This is a genomic window from Dolichospermum circinale AWQC310F (assembly GCF_000426925.1).
Classification (GTDB): domain Bacteria; phylum Cyanobacteriota; class Cyanobacteriia; order Cyanobacteriales; family Nostocaceae; genus Dolichospermum; species Dolichospermum circinale.
In genome coordinates this window covers 16,760-31,883 of the sequence record NZ_KE384679.1, presented here as the reverse complement: position 1 = coordinate 31,883, position 15,124 = coordinate 16,760, and the positions used below count along the sequence as shown (strand labels likewise).

The window sequence follows — 15,124 nt, the reverse complement described above, 5'->3', positions numbered from 1 at the left end:
GCCCGCACCACAGGATTTAGCCATATACTGACAATTTCCCATATATATCGGTTTTTGGTTGAGTGCAGTACAAGAACCCCAGCAAGGGAAGAGGGAGCTAGGCTTAGGAAACACTATAGACCGCAATTTTAATTTTCAAATTCAAATATTTTGAAAATATTTTTAATATTTATGGGATTTAGTATTGCGATCGCTCCCCAAATTTCGCTAAAATCTATAGGTTGTGGGTATGTCAAAAATCCTTCGTGGTCAAGCTACAATCTTGTCAGCCACACTGATGACATCCAAATAACTAAGATATTACAAAGAAAAGCGAAAAACAATGGCGAAACGTGTGCAATTGGTTTTAACAAAAGATGTCAGTAAACTGGGAAAAATCGGCGACTTAGTAGAAGTAGCTCCCGGTTATGCTCGTAACTATCTGATTCCTCAGAGTTTAGCAGATCGGGCGACACCAGGTATTCTCAAACAAGTAGAACGCAAACGGGAAAAAGAGCGCCAAAGACAATTAGAACTCAAACAACAAGCAACGGAACAAAAAGCAACTTTAGAAAAAGTTGGTAGCTTAAAAATTGCCAAGCAAGTTGGTGAAAATGAAGCTATTTTCGGTACTGTGACTACCCAAGATGTAGCAGATGCTATTTTAAAAGCGGCTAATCTAGAAATAGATCGTCGTGGTATTACCATTCCTGATATTAGCCAATTGGGTACTTATAAAGCGGAAATAAAGCTCTATTCTGAAGTAATAGCAGAAATTAACATCGAAGTTGTCTCCAACTAAGGAATTTTAGATTTTAGATTTTAGATTTTAGATTTTAAATAGACTCCAGTAATTTGGGGGCTTGTCAGGTTTGGATTTTAGATTCAGACCATACATGAATTTTCAATCTTTAATCCAAAATTTAAAATCCAAAATTAAGGATATCCAGATAGCTAAAACAGTTAAGAGTTCCCTGTTCCCTAATCAGATTAGGGCTAGGCCACGCAGGCTATCAGCAAACCCTAAATACAAACTATAAAAAAGCAATAAACCTAATGGCCGAGGAACTGAGTTTTGGTGATAGTAGTAATCGTCTACCACCGCAAAATATCGAAGCAGAGGAGGCGATTCTAGGGGGTATTTTACTAGATCCCGAAGCAATTGGTCGAGTGAGCGATCGCTTAGTCCCCGAAGCCTTTTATATTAGCGCCCATACAATAATCTATCAGGCCGCTTTGCGTCTTCATACACAACAAAAACCCACAGATTTGCTTTCTATCACCAGTTGGTTAACAGACAATGATCAACTAACAAGAATTGGTGGGAGAAATAAATTAGCCACATTAGTAGACCGCACAGTTTCAGCGGTGAATATTGATGCTTTAGCAGGGTTAGTCATGGAAAAATACCTGCGACGACAATTAATTAAAGCAGGTAATGAAATTGTACATCTGGGTTATGAAACAGAAACAGAATTACCAATTGTTCTAGATCAAGCTGAACAAAAAGTTTTTAATGTCACCCAAGAAAAACCCCAATCAGGACTAGTTCATATTGGTGATACATTAATTAATACTTTCCAAGATATTGAAACTCGTCATCAAGGTATTGCTTTACCAGGAATACCCTGTGGTTTTTATGATTTAGATGCTATGACTAGCGGTTTTCAGCGTTCTGATTTAATTATCGTAGCTGGGAGGCCGTCAATGGGGAAATGTCTCAGTTATGATTCAGAAATCGTCTTAGCAGATGGACAAATTGCCACAATTGAAGAATTATATCAGCAACGGCAAGGTTCATTATTAACATTAAATGATGATTGGAAATTTACCTTTACCCAACCATCTGCATTTGTAGATGATGGAATTAAACCAGTTTTTCGCATCACAACTCGCTTAGGACGGGCAATTGAAACCACAATTACTCACCCATTTTTAACTATTAAAGGTTGGCAAAGATTAGAAAATTTACAAGTAGGAAATAAGATTGCCATCCCTCGCAAAATAGATGTGTTTGGAACAGAAACTATCCGCGAGTGTGAAGTCAAATTATTAGGTTATTTAATTGGTGATGGTGGTTTAACTAATAGCACTCCTAGATTTACAAACAGCAACCCATTATTGCAAACAGATTTTTCTGAAGCAGTAACTGGATTTGGTGGTTTATCAGTAAGATGGGAAAATTTCCAAAGTCAACGGACACCATCATTATGTGTTCGAGGAGATTTAGAATTTATTGCTAGTCAAAGACAGCTTTTTGCGAAAAGGCTCAAAATTGCTATCCGTTCTCGTTCATTATCTGCTAAAAAATTGAGCAATGAACTAGGAGTAACTCCATCTTTACTTTGTGCGTGGCAAAAGGGAGAATGTGTACCTAATTACGACACTTTTACGCTATTGTGTAAAACTCTGGGAATGGAGTTAGAAGAATTTGCACCTAATGGATTTACTAGTATCAGTAAATCGAGTAAGAATGCTTTGACAATTTGGTTAGAAAAATTAGGTTTATGGGATAAAGACGCTCATAATAAAACTATCCCAAACATTGTCTTTAAATTAGAAAAATCACAATTATCATTGTTTCTAAATCGTCTTTTTGCCACTGATGGTTGGGCTACTGTGCTTAATAGTGGTCAATCACAATTAGGTTATTGTACAGTCAGCGAAAGACTAGCAAGACAAATTCAACATCTGTTGTTAAGATTTGGTATTATTGCTGCTTTGAAAAAGCGGTCTGTGAAATATAATAATACCCGTAGACCAACATGGCAATTAGATATTACTGATGCTTTATCTATCAAAAACTTCATTGCAGAAATTGGCATTTTTGGCAAAGAAGCAGCATTAGCAAAAGTTACAGCAGCAATATCTCAAAAAAGATATCAAACCAATCGTGACTTAATACCTGTAGAAATTTGGGAACAATTAGCAGCAGCTAAAGGTAGCGAAACTTGGAGTAGTTTAGCAAAACGATCTGGGATTAAAAGCTATACCAATATTCATGTCGGTAAACGGGCATTAACAAGAGAAAGATTATGGATTTTAGCCACTGCATTAGACAAATTACCACTTCAGCAATTAGCAAATAGTGATGTATATTGGGATGAAATCATTTCCATTGAATCAGTTGGTAACAAACAAGTTTATGATTTAACAATTCCTAAAACACATAATTTTGTCGCTAATGATATTTGTGTTCACAATACCGCCTTTTGTCTTAACCTTGCTCATAATATTGCTGCTGGTTATAAACTACCGGTGGCTGTTTTTAGTTTAGAAATGTCCAAGGAACAACTAGTACAAAGACTATTAGCTAGTGAAGCGGGAATTGAAAGCAGTTATTTAAGAAGTGGTCGCATTAGTCAAACTCAATGGGAACCGTTAAGCCGCGCTATTGATAAGCTTTCAGAAACACCAATGTTTATTGATGATACGGCAAATATTACAGTTACACAAATACGAAGTCAAGCCCGAAGACTGCAAGCAGAACAAAATGGAAATTTAGGATTAATAGTCATTGATTACTTGCAATTAATGGAAGGAGCAGGTGATAATCGTGTGCAAGAATTATCAAGAATTACTCGTTCCTTAAAAGGTTTAGCGAGGGAATTGTCTGTACCAGTTATTGCTTTATCACAGTTAAGTCGGGGGGTGGAAGCAAGAACTAATAAACGGCCAATGTTATCTGATTTAAGAGAATCGGGTTGTTTAACAGGAGATACTTTAGTATCATTAGCTGATAATGGAATACCAATTCCAATTAAAGATTTAGTAGGTAAATCTGGTTTTACAATTTGGGCATTAAATGAAAGTACAATGAAATTAGAAAAAGCAATTGTGAGTAATGCCTTTTCCACAGGTATCAAACCAGTATTTACATTAAAAACTCGATTAGGTCATAAAATTCGTGCGACCGGAAATCATAAATTTTTAAGTATTAATGGTTGGAAAAGATTAGATGAATTAAGTTCTAAACAACATATTTGCTTACCAAGACATTTACCCACTATTGGTAAACAAACCATGACTTATTCAGAAGTTGCATTATTGGGACATTTAATTGGTGATGGTTGTACATTACCACGTCATGCTATACAGTACACTACCAGAGAGATAGATTTAGCAGAAAATGTTGCTTTCTTAGCAAGAGAATTGTTTGGTGATGCAATTGTTCCCAGAATTTCACCTGAACGTTGTTGGTATCAGGTTTATTTGTCCGCAGCACAACGCCTAACTCATGGTGTTAGAAATCCAATAGCCAAATGGCTAGACTCTCTCGGAGTTTTTGGTTTAAGGTCTTACGAAAAATTTGTCCCTCAAGATTTGTTCTCACAGTCCCAAGATTTAATAGCTTGCTTTCTTCGTCATCTTTGGTGTACAGATGGTTCCATAAAATTGGTTGCGGGTAAAAGCCCAAGACCTATTGCATATTATTCAAGTAGCAGTGAAAGACTAGCTTTTGATGTCCAGACACTTTTGCTAAGATTGGGTATTAATGCAAAACTGAAAATGATTCCTCAACCTGGTAAAGGCAGAAGTCAGTATCATGTCACAATTACTGGTAAGCCTGACCTTGAGTTATTTATTCAAAAGGTTGGAGCAGTAGGAAAATACAAACTAGGTTCATTACAAGAAATTTCTGAACACCTTGAAAATTGTATTGGTAACACTAACAGAGATATAATACCCAAAGAGGTTTGGAAAACTTATGTTGTACCTGCAATGCAAACTATTGGCATGACAACAAGAGAAATACAATCTCGTATGGAAAAATCATATTGTGGTTCTACGCTTTATAAGGCAAATTTAAGTCGAGAAAGAGCATTGAAAGTTGCTAATATTGTTAAATCTAGCGAGCTAATTGCCCTTGCCAACAGTGATGTGTATTGGGATGAAATTGTTTCAATTATACGTGATGGAGAAGAAGAAGTCTTTGATTTAACAGTTGATAAATTACATAACTTTATCGCTAATAATATTATTGTTCACAATTCAATCGAACAAGATGCGGATATAGTAATGATGTTATACCGTGATGAATATTATTCACCAGATACTCCAGATAGAGGAATTGCTGAAGTGATCATAGCTAAACATCGGAATGGTCCAACAGGAACAATCAAACTATTATTTGATCCTCAATTTACAAAGTTCAAAAATCTAGCCAGACAAAACAGTTGGTAATATGTTAAAAAAATACTTTTTTAGCTTGATATTTCTATTTATCAGTATCCAAATTGGTAGCATTCAGAAAGTAGCTGAAGCACAAACAGTAGTTCCAGAAGTTACTACTAGCAAATCCCTTTGTCCCGCTCAATTATCATCAACAATTAATACTATTATCAATCGGCCTCAATTTAGTCGAGGACGTTGGGGAATTTTAGTTAAAACATTATCATCAGACAAGATTCTTTATAGTCAAGATAGCCAGAAATATTTTATTCCTGCTTCTAATATTAAGCTATTTACCACTGCTGTAGCATTACAGAAATTAGGTTCAGATTTTCGGATTCGTACCTCCATTTATGATGATGGTAATGGTATTTTGCGTGTTGTGGGTAGGGGAGATCCGAGTTTTAAAAACCCTCAATTGGTATTATTAGCAAAACAACTTTATCAACAGGGAATTAGAGAAATTAATCAGTTAATTGCTGATGATAGTTATTTTCAAGGTGAAATAGTTCATTCCAGTTGGGAATGGGAAGATATACAGGCTGATTATGGCGCTCCTGTTAATAGTTTAATATTAAATGAGAACGCTTCTGGATTAAGTTTTTTACCCCAAAATATTGGACAACCATTACAAATAAAATGGACTGAACCTACAGAAGCATATCAGTGGAAAATTGAGAATAATACCATTACTACCCAAGCAGATAAACCCAGTTTTGTAGAAATTAACCGCGATTTAAAAGGACAGATTTTGAGGATCAAAGGACAATTAGCGGTAAATTCCCAACCGGAAATTACTGCTATAGCTGTATTTGATCCAATTAGCAATTTTTTAAAACAATTTCGTCATAATTTAATCACAGCAGGAATTACCGTTCAAGAAACTGTAATTAGTAATTTGCATAAAAATGGCAAAGAAATAGCCGCAGTAGAATCTCCACCTTTGTCTGAATTATTAATAGAGACAAATGTAAACAGCAATAATTTGTATGCTGAGGCTTTACTCAGAAGTTTAGCTATCAAAAAACCAAGAGAAATAAATCAAAATACGGCTGATATCGGATTACAAGTTATGAAAGAAACTCTAACTCAATTAGGAGTTGAATCAGAAAGTTATGTAATTGTAGATGGTTCTGGTTTATCGCGCAAGAACTTAACCACTCCCGCAGCTTTAGTACAACTTTTAGAAGCAATTGATAAATTACCTGAAAGAGAAATTTTTCGGGCTTCCTTACCCATTGTAGGTATGACAGGTAGCTTAAAAAATCGCTTGATTAATACTGCTGCTGCGGGAATTGTCCAAGGAAAAACCGGTTCAATGACAGGAGTTTCTGCTCTTTCTGGATATGTAAATTCAGCTAATTATGAACCTTTAGTTTTTAGTATTATGGTGAATCAATCTGAACAACCGAGTAAAATTGTGAGAACAGCAATAGATGAAATTGTGCTTTTATTAACCCAATTAAAACAATGTTAAAATAATTTTAAGCAATGCTACCACGTTTTCTGGCTTCTTTAGAGGAAATACCGACATTTTTAATCCCGGCCTTGATCATTTGTCTTTCTAAAAGGGCAAAAAAACGGGTTCTATCACCACCTTTGATTACAGCCTGATTGTGAGCTTCCGCAATAGCCACAGGATAACCGTATCCTTTATTTACCTGTGCTAACATTAGCCCTAGTGCTTGATCAAACATAGTTTTATTGGCGACAACCCAAGCGGGGATCTCAATCCGGGCGATTTCTGTACCGACATGGACGTAACAAAAATAAATAATTTGCTCGTCATACAATTCTAAAATTCGTGCATTACTCCGCCATAACGGTCCTCTTTGTCCAGGTTGGAGTTGACTAGTCATGATGGTTGTATCGCGCAAAGTATCAAATTTTTTGCAAGATACGTATTCTAGTTGGTTAGGGCAATGAGTGATACAATCGGGGACGGGATAGGGACAAGCCAAAAACCGTAAAAAGTTAGTAGATTCCGTGCTGCGAGAGGCACTAAGATAACCCATGAGGGGTATTTGAGCTTGTTGAAGTTTTTGCCAAGCTTCTAAAATAGGTGGTAAAATGCGATCGCGGGCATCCATCGGTAACTGATCTAAAAACCAGTATATTAACGAACCATCAACCATAGCTAAAGTTGGTGCTGTTGTTTTCACACTACAGGCCAGTTCAGCTAATACCGTAGCTTCGGAAGCAGTACGCCGATAACCCATCCATTCTTCCGCTCTAATTCCCCATTGACGGGAGATATATAAATCTTCAGGGCGATAAAATACCTCCGGTAAACTATCGAGAATGGGGTGAAGATTTTGACCATAGTGTAAAACTACCCTGCCGATGTTGAGTAAGTAACAATACGCAATTTCGTGATGATTAGGGGCAATTTGCGAACCATCAGTAGAAATGACGGTATGAATTTTCGGGGGAACAGGAATAGTAATACAGGTTTCTAAGGGTTCAATTGGTGTAGCATTAGCAAAGAGAATCCGATTGTGCCATTTTTCCTGACGTTCAACTAACTCCTGTTGACACTCTACAGCCTGTTTAAAAAATTGTTGTGCTAATTGTAACCGCTGATGACTCGCGGCCACTTCCGAAGTCAAATGTTGACTAAAACCTTGCATTTGTCTTGATATTTTTGTTAAATCAAGCATAGTGTTGGTAGTGGTGCGAAGAGATGTAAATACTATATAATTAACAACTATATGCTAATAATTGGAAAAATGGTGTCATGAAAAAATGGAAATTAACAATGACAATCCTTCTATTCGGAATTATCTTATATACTCCAAAAGTGAGTGGTAAGAATTTGGCAAATATTTCCGATTTTAGAATCAAATCATCACTGTTAGCACAAGTTGATAAAAAAGAGGCTATCATCTATTTTCATAGAGGAATTAACCGCCATACATCAGGAGATATCAAAGGAGCAATTGAAGAATATAATCAAGCTTTAAAGTTACGTCCTGATTTTGCCGAAGTTTACTATAAAAGGGGAATATCTCGCTATAAATTAGGAGATTTAAAAGGAGCAATTTTAGATTATAATCAAGCAATTAGGCTAAATCCTAATTATGCGGGTGTTTATAATCATCGGGGATTTACTCGTCATGATTTGGGAGATTTTTCAGGAGCTATTAGAGATTTTAACCAAGCATTAAAGCTGAATCCTGAGTTTCCTGAAGCCTACCAAAATCGAGGTATTACTCGCAATGCTTTAGGTGATAAACAGGGAGCAATTAGCGATTTAAAAGTAGCAGCTAACTTATTTCAAAAACAAAAAAGAATTAGTAATTATCAAGAAGTAATTGAGCTTATTAATAAGCTCCCAGATTTGTCTAAGAAGTCGGGGAGCTAGATATTGGTTAAATTATAACCAGGTTGCAAAATCGTAAGTAAAATGAGAAAGTGAGATTAGTTGAATGCGGGAATCATTTTTTCCTGCTTCCCGTTCTAATGAAGTATTATAACCCCAATCTGCGAGAAAAAGTTTTACATGATTTAAGTCTGATTGTTGTTGGACTAATTGTAAAGTTTTTAGTCTATCTTCAACAAACCATAAATTAACAGTTTGGGTATTTGCTTTCTCAATTAATTCCCGCAAAGTTGCATATTTTGGGCATTTTACCTCTTTACCAAAAATATTTTCTGATGGTAAATTAACTCCTTCTTGTTGTAACAATTGCTTGACAAATCGCCCTTCTTTAGTAGTGACAATATATAACTGAACTTCAGTCTCAAGAGTTATTTTCAGTCTTTCAATGACACCAGGATAAAATCTATGTAGACTTAACCAACCATCTAAATCTTTCTCAATCCATTCATCTCGCAAATTATCTAATTGTGTAGAAACTGCTTTTGCTTCTAAGTTATTTGCTACTAAAATTTCGGCGGTAATAGTTGTCCATGATTGCAGGATTTGAGCATCAGAAAAACCTGCAATTAAAGCTTTAATTAAAATAGGCATTTCCCAACCCGTTTCAATTACAGGACGTAAGCGATAGAATCTCAAAGCTAAATCATCTGGTAGTGTATCGTCAACCGGCGACCAAATTTGACAGTAGGTACGCCATGCTACCTCAAAATATTCAATTAGTCCATCGCAAATCACTCCATCAAAGTCTAAAGCCAAAATCGTGGGACTATTTGCTGTCATTGTTCTGAGGTGAAAAACTGCTTTTGTTAGTTTACCGCACCTTGATAGCCAGATATGTAGCGATTAACCTTTAAAATAGCAAATAAAAAATAAAAACATAAAAACATAAAATTATTTTAAAGTTTTTCAGTACTCCTATGGAAATGGAGCAGAATATTAATGTATTAATATTATCAATAATATCTCAAGATGTAAATGGGGGCATCAAAACCATGCAAATCAAACTGATTTCCGAAAATAAACTGACACAGGAGCAGGAAGAACAGGTTTTTAACCTACCAGTAGCTATCGGCAGGGATATGAGTCAACTTCCTGCGGTTATCAATGGTGAAACGGTGTCTCCTGTATTTTTATTAGACTCTCATAAGCAAATTTCTCGCTTTCATGCTCAAATTACCTTAGAAAACAATCAGCTTTATATAGAAGACAAGAGCGCCAATGGCACTCTTGTTAACGGTGAAAAACTACTTAAACAACGTCGGACTTTAATAAGTGGAGATAGACTGGGAATAGGTAATCATACCATTACCGTTATTCTCATTCCATCTGAGGATGAGAATGCTACCATTGTATTTGAAAGTAAGTCCACAATTTTTAACCCCCAATCAGAGATTATTCCTGTATCTAGGGTGCGGAAATTATCAGACTCTCAATCTTCCATCATTTTTAACCCTTATACGGATGCTTTAGAACAGCAAAATCCTAACGCTGTACCCATTCAAACAACTGGTTTTCCCTATAATTTCAACTTTTGGAATGCACAAAAGGTTTCCTTAGAAGCTATTGGTCGCAGTGGTATTTTAGTCAGAGAAACAGAATATGTGGCCTGCGGGGGAGGAATGGGCAGTTTTGTTTGGGTGGATATGTTGAGAATTGCGGGAGTTAAACCGGAAAATATTAAAGTTTTGAGTGTTCAAGACAAACCTTATAAACGCTATGAAAGCCTACTGAAAAATTGTCAAATTCCCCGACATAAACGAATTCGTTCCGGTTCAGATTCCTGTCCTGATAATATTTGGGGCTGGCCAGGATATGCTTTAAGAGATGCTTGGAGAGCCTTTTTTTCTGGACAAGTTGGTGCAGCTTTAGGATTTTTGTGGCAAGTTTTTGCTGAACCTGTTTATGCAGATACCTACACCCCCCGTGGACGAGATGTATTTGAGTCCATGGACAGGGAAGGAGAGCGCATTAGTTGGGGTAAAATGTTAGAATATGGCAGTATTCGTAGTCTACGACAAACGGAAGACGGGCGTTATTGTATTGCATATTCTACTTCTCACCAAGAAGACGGAAATCACCAATTTTTATTAGCTAAATATGTGCATCTCTGCACAGGTTATCCCGCAATCAAACTACTACCAGACCTGGAAAAATATCGTCGGCAATATCCCGAAGAAACAGGAAATAAGAGAACTGTAGTTCAAGGTTATGAACCCCATGATCATATTTACCAACAATTAGAAAAAAGAGGCGGTACTATTGTTGTTCGGGGGTCAGGAATTGTCGCCTCACAAATATTAGAAAGGCTGTATGAAGCCCGAAAAATGCAAAGTAATATTCAGGTAATTCATTTAAACCGAGAACCGCGCAAAGGTAATCAATTTGAGCAAGCTAAACGCTACGTAGAAAATGATTGGGAATTTCAACCTTTCAACTGGCCAAAAGGAACTTGGGGCGGTGATATGCGGACAATGTTAGAAGCCGCTGACCCGTTAAGACGACGGGAATTATTACAGGGTTGGGGGGGAACAACCACAGCCAGTCGCAAAAAATGGCGCGACATTGTTCGTCAAGGAATAGCCGACAAATGGTATGAAATTCGTTATGGTTTAGTCACCAAACTAGAACGTAATTCCCAAGGTCAAGTTGTTACTCATGTAGTCACTAACAAAGGTCAAAAAACCCTAACTGCTGATTTTGTGATTGACTGTACAGGATTGATTTCCGATCCTTTAGAAAGTCCATTTTTAAAAGACCTAATACTGCATTACGACCTAGATTTTAACCCAGAAGGACGTTTTCATGTAGAAAACAACTTTGAAATCAAAAAACTGCGAAATAATCGTTCTCGCATATATGGGGCAGGAATTATCACCTTAGGCGGTCCCTACGCCCCTGTAGACACATTTTTAGGACTACAATATGCTGCCCATCGTTCTATCGAGGCTTTGGCTGCTGTAAAAGCCCCAGGAGTCCGTTATATTCAAGGAATTTATTCCCTTTGGCAATGGCTAAAATGGGCGCTGAATCAAAAGCCTTAATTTTTCAATTCCAGGACTTACAGAAAATATTCCTCAAAGCCTCATTTCTCCGTGTCCTCCGTGCCTCAGTGGTTCGTTATTCCTTATTCCGTGACTCATCCGTAAGTCCTAAATTCTTCTGAATTTTTTCTAAAAACCTTAATTTACACGACTTCTCATATCATCATGACTCCAACCTTATTCGGACGCTGGCAAACGCGAATTTTTTTATTAGCAACAGTGGGAATGTTAGTTTCTCTGCTTTTTTATCAAGGATATTTAGGCATTGCTTCCAACTTAGTTTACTTTTGGGTCGTCTTTTATGTAGGTTTATTTGGCATTGCTTGGGATGTCTTGTATGATTTTCTGCAAAAATATCTCTGGGACCATGACTGGCCCGGAATATTTCAACTTTATGCAGGAGTTATAGAAGGGGTATTTCTGGCTTTAATAATTGCCAATATCGGTTTACCTCATATTCCTAAAACCGAATTTGACTTAACCAGATTTATTCAACATTATGGGTTAGTTTGGTTAGCAGTTTATTTATCTGCTTGGGTAGTCATGCGGTTATTATTTCCCCGGTGGCGTTTTCGCGGTGGAGAATGGATTGGTAAATGGCCGAGAATTTCTTAATGACAATTTCTAACAAGACAATTCTTGCCACTTTTCCATCATTCCATTTAACATCTGTTCAAAAAATTTCCTCTTGAGGAAACCGGAATTTACCCCCCTTAGTCCCCTCCCCTTGATAACGGAGGAAACCGGAATCTAGTCCCCTCCCCTTGATAACGGAGGAAACTGGAATTTACCCCCCTCCCCTTGATAAAGGAGGAAACCGGAATCTAGTCCCCTCCCCTTGATAAGGGGAGGGTTAGGGTGGGGTAAGAACCTGATATTGTCCTAAAACAAATAAACATTTTTATGAATCACCAGAACTTTCTCGCTTTCATCACATCCTCAATATTCATGGTGGGATTAACTTTAGGTTGTCGTTCTCAAGCAACCACTACAACCCACATTCCCAGCCTTCAACCCGCTGCCAATGGTAATTTTGCTCCAAATGCTATTCAAGGGCAGAATACCCCTTTAAAGCTGGCTGCTAAAGTGTTCAATGTCCAAGACTCTTTTGTTTTAAAAGGTTTTGATGCTGTAGCCTATTTTCAACAACGAAAACCGATTCCAGGTAATGCTAATTTCACCTATAAATGGCAGGATGTAAATTGGCGATTTTCCACAGCCGAAAACCGCGACTTATTTATTAAAAACCCTGAAAAATACGCTCCTCAATATGGAGGATTTTGTGCTTGGGCTGTCAGTAGAGGATATACTGCACCTATTGACCCTAATGCCTGGAAAATTGTCAACGGTAAGTTGTACTTAAATGTTAATTTAGACACTCAAAAACGCTGGGAAAAAGACATTCCTGGAAATATTCAAAAAGCTGATCAAAATTGGCCTGGTATAGCCAAAAAAATTCGTCGTTAATGAGTACAAGTAGGTCGGGTTAAGCGACAGCGCAACCCGACGTTCATGTTGGGTTTCGTACCTCAACCCAACCTACAAGCTACAAACTACAGACTGCCTAACAGGTAATGAAATCCCCAAAGCCTAATAAATTGGTTGTTTACTTCTTGATAAGAAATACTTATAATCTTGTGTAACGCTTATGGGTTATAGTCTAGAGAAGAGAAAAGAAACAATACGCCGCCTCCGCCTCCAGCCACCCCAACCACAAACCCCAACACCCAGCCCACCAAAACCACCCCACCCACACGCAAAACCTACTAAACCACCAACAACCCACCACAAAAACCACACCAACATCAAAACTACAACACTCACTGCCCAAACTAAAGCAACCTCCAACCCCACAAACCACATCCCCAATAGCGCAAGCACGAAGCCAAAAAAATAGTCCAACCCGTACAAGCACATTATACACACCATAACCACATCCACAGCATCCCCCCACACCCACAAGGCGGGCAGGTGTCCTGATGGTGCATTTGTACTAAAGATGTAACTATCATAAAGTTTGAACCACTTTCCATTTTGTCTCCAACCGACGCGATCGCCTAACTTCCCATAGGTATTAAGGTCGAGTTCTCCATCTAACTTACCACCCGACTCCAGCCAAATTTGCTTTTGTACAGAAAAGCCAAACTTGCCATTGCTATATTTTACCCATAACTGATCCATTTTCCGCAATTCCTGTCTGGGAAAATTTTTCACATCTTCAATTCTTAACCATCCGTATTTTTCTCGTTTAGTTAACTGTAGCATCAAGTTCCAAGTTTCTAAATCTGCATCTTGCCATTTTCCTGCTTCTAATAACGCTTCTAAATTTTGAAATGTAACAGGTGTAGATTGCGTTCTAGAACTAGGATTATTACCTAATTTTTTAATAAAATTAAGGAATGGATTAGGATTGATAACTTTTGTATCATCTTTAGAATTGATTTTTTTACCTTTAGAACGCTTATCAGCAGGTTCTATGACTTCCCCTGTCCGAGGATTGATAACTCTTTTCGTATCATCACTAGGATCGATTTCTGTATCTGTAGGAGACTCATCAGGTTTATTCAGAGGCTTGATTTTCTCCAAAGCTTCTATGACTTCCGTTGCTGACTGGTATCTATAATAAGGGTCTTCTTGGAGCATTTTACGCAATATCTTACCTAAAGGTTCACTAATATGTGGATATTCTCGCCAATTCCAAAGAGTCTTATCATCGGGGAAATCTCTGTGAAGTTTACCTGTCAATAATTGCACACAACTAGCAGCTAAAGCATATAAATCACTGGAATAATCAACCTTTCCCTTTGGGTTGAGTTGTTCTGGAGGGGCATACCTCTTATCTCCAAATCCTATGACAATAGATGTTTCTTTAGTGTCAATATCACCTTTAATTACTTGTTTTACTGCTCCAAAATCTATTAAATAAAACTTGTTCTCTTCTTCTGTAGAACGGATAATATTACTGGGTTTAATATCCAGATGAATAACGTTATTTTTATGGATAAATTGTAAAACTGGTAAAATATTTTTTAATAAATCCAAAACTTTTGTTTCTGAAAAAAGTCCTTGTTTTTCTAGTTCTTCACCAAGATCCTCTCCTTCAATATATTGTTGAACCAGGTAATTAAACTCTTGTGGAATATGGAGTACAGGGTCAGTTACAGTTATGGAAAAATAATCATGTAAGGAAGGAATATTACCACTTTTTTGGCCTAAATTTTGCAAAATCCTAGCCTCCCTTTTAAAAGCTTTTTTGATCCCTGCAATGGTTTTAGGATCATGATAAACATCCATTCGTAATTCCTTAACAACACAATAGTGTTTCTCTACTACCGGATTCAAATCCTCAGCGAGAAAAGTATATCCAAAACCCCCTTTTCCTATAGGTTTGAGAAGTTGGTATCTTCCTTTTTTTCCCTGTAAAATCCGCAGTGGTTCTTGATTCTCCGTCATTTTCTTACCCCTGGTTTACGGCATTCTTGATCTAACACCTCAAGTATTATAATAGCAGTAATTGTGAACACCCACAAGTGTTGAATCCTGCAATAAC

At 37.2% G+C, this 15,124-nt stretch carries 10 protein-coding genes; 7 read left to right on the top strand and 3 right to left on the bottom strand.

Annotation, left to right across the window (positions count from 1 at the left end; all coding sequences use genetic code 11):
* Positions 1-322 precede the first annotated feature (322 nt).
* The 3 genes from rplI (at position 323) to dacB (ending at position 6,628) form a co-directional block, all read left to right on the top strand.
* A complete protein-coding gene (gene rplI, locus ACIR310F_RS0110370; RefSeq protein ID WP_028083773.1) occupies positions 323-781 on the top strand; it encodes a 50S ribosomal protein L9 in 459 nt (152 codons plus the stop codon).
* A gap of 254 nt (positions 782-1,035) precedes the next feature.
* Positions 1,036-5,163 carry a replicative DNA helicase gene (locus tag ACIR310F_RS0110365; protein WP_028083772.1) on the top strand — a complete coding sequence of 1,376 codons (4,128 nt, stop codon included), beginning with the start codon at positions 1,036-1,038 and terminating at the stop codon, positions 5,161-5,163.
* A 1-nt stretch (position 5,164) separates the two neighbouring features.
* The gene (dacB, locus tag ACIR310F_RS0110360) at positions 5,165-6,628 is read left to right on the top strand and encodes a D-alanyl-D-alanine carboxypeptidase/D-alanyl-D-alanine endopeptidase (RefSeq protein ID WP_028083771.1); all 1,464 of its coding nucleotides are present in this window, start codon (positions 5,165-5,167) and stop codon (positions 6,626-6,628) included.
* A gap of 7 nt (positions 6,629-6,635) precedes the next feature.
* On the opposite strand, the gene ACIR310F_RS0110355 is transcribed toward dacB, so the two are convergent.
* Positions 6,636-7,811, bottom strand: a complete 1,176-nt coding sequence (locus ACIR310F_RS0110355; RefSeq protein ID WP_028083770.1) for a DNA double-strand break repair nuclease NurA — start codon at positions 7,809-7,811, stop codon at positions 6,636-6,638.
* Between the two features lie 98 nt (positions 7,812-7,909).
* Here ACIR310F_RS0110355 and ACIR310F_RS0110350 point away from each other — a divergent pair, with 98 nt between their 5' ends.
* Entirely contained in the window at positions 7,910-8,515 is a 606-nt protein-coding gene (locus ACIR310F_RS0110350; protein ID WP_231387470.1) for a tetratricopeptide repeat protein, read from the top strand.
* A 12-nt stretch (positions 8,516-8,527) separates the two neighbouring features.
* Here ACIR310F_RS0110350 and ACIR310F_RS0110345 read toward each other — a convergent pair whose 3' ends face one another.
* Positions 8,528-9,313, bottom strand: a complete 786-nt coding sequence (locus ACIR310F_RS0110345; RefSeq protein WP_028083768.1) for an HAD family hydrolase — start codon at positions 9,311-9,313, stop codon at positions 8,528-8,530.
* Positions 9,314-9,525: 212 nt separating this feature from the next.
* Here ACIR310F_RS0110345 and ACIR310F_RS0110340 point away from each other — a divergent pair, with 212 nt between their 5' ends.
* The 3 genes from ACIR310F_RS0110340 to ACIR310F_RS0110330 all read left to right on the top strand — a co-directional run bounded on the left by ACIR310F_RS0110340 (position 9,526) and on the right by ACIR310F_RS0110330 (position 13,041).
* On the top strand, positions 9,526-11,574 hold the full coding sequence (locus tag ACIR310F_RS0110340; RefSeq protein ID WP_028083767.1) for an FHA domain-containing protein: 2,049 nt from the start codon (positions 9,526-9,528) through the stop codon (positions 11,572-11,574).
* 165 nt (positions 11,575-11,739) lie between these two features.
* Positions 11,740-12,189 carry a hypothetical protein gene (locus ACIR310F_RS0110335; RefSeq protein WP_028083766.1) on the top strand — a complete coding sequence of 150 codons (450 nt, stop codon included), beginning with the start codon at positions 11,740-11,742 and terminating at the stop codon, positions 12,187-12,189.
* A gap of 288 nt (positions 12,190-12,477) precedes the next feature.
* Positions 12,478-13,041 carry a YHS domain-containing (seleno)protein gene (locus ACIR310F_RS0110330; protein ID WP_028083765.1) on the top strand — a complete coding sequence of 188 codons (564 nt, stop codon included), beginning with the start codon at positions 12,478-12,480 and terminating at the stop codon, positions 13,039-13,041.
* A gap of 186 nt (positions 13,042-13,227) precedes the next feature.
* Here the strand turns inward: ACIR310F_RS0110330 and ACIR310F_RS23645 are convergent, their stop codons facing one another.
* Positions 13,228-15,027, bottom strand: coding sequence for a serine/threonine-protein kinase (locus tag ACIR310F_RS23645; protein ID WP_051289558.1), 1,800 nt, complete (start codon positions 15,025-15,027; stop codon positions 13,228-13,230).
* Positions 15,028-15,124 lie beyond the last annotated feature (97 nt).

Excerpts from the sequence above, each read along its gene's own strand:
- ACIR310F_RS0110335 (WP_028083766.1), top strand. The coding sequence starts at position 11,740 with ATGACTCCAACCTTATTCGGACGCTGGCAAACGCGAATTTTTTTATTA.
- ACIR310F_RS0110355 (WP_028083770.1), bottom strand. The coding sequence starts at position 7,811 with ATGCTTGATTTAACAAAAATATCAAGACAAATGCAAGGTTTTAGTCAA.
- ACIR310F_RS0110340 (WP_028083767.1), top strand. The coding sequence starts at position 9,526 with ATGCAAATCAAACTGATTTCCGAAAATAAACTGACACAGGAGCAGGAA.
- ACIR310F_RS0110345 (WP_028083768.1), bottom strand. The coding sequence starts at position 9,313 with ATGACAGCAAATAGTCCCACGATTTTGGCTTTAGACTTTGATGGAGTG.
- rplI (WP_028083773.1), top strand. The coding sequence starts at position 323 with ATGGCGAAACGTGTGCAATTGGTTTTAACAAAAGATGTCAGTAAACTG.
- ACIR310F_RS0110350 (WP_231387470.1), top strand. The coding sequence starts at position 7,910 with ATGACAATCCTTCTATTCGGAATTATCTTATATACTCCAAAAGTGAGT.
- ACIR310F_RS0110330 (WP_028083765.1), top strand. The coding sequence starts at position 12,478 with ATGAATCACCAGAACTTTCTCGCTTTCATCACATCCTCAATATTCATG.
- ACIR310F_RS23645 (WP_051289558.1), bottom strand. The coding sequence starts at position 15,027 with ATGACGGAGAATCAAGAACCACTGCGGATTTTACAGGGAAAAAAAGGA.
- dacB (WP_028083771.1), top strand. The coding sequence starts at position 5,165 with ATGTTAAAAAAATACTTTTTTAGCTTGATATTTCTATTTATCAGTATC.
- ACIR310F_RS0110365 (WP_028083772.1), top strand. The coding sequence starts at position 1,036 with ATGGCCGAGGAACTGAGTTTTGGTGATAGTAGTAATCGTCTACCACCG.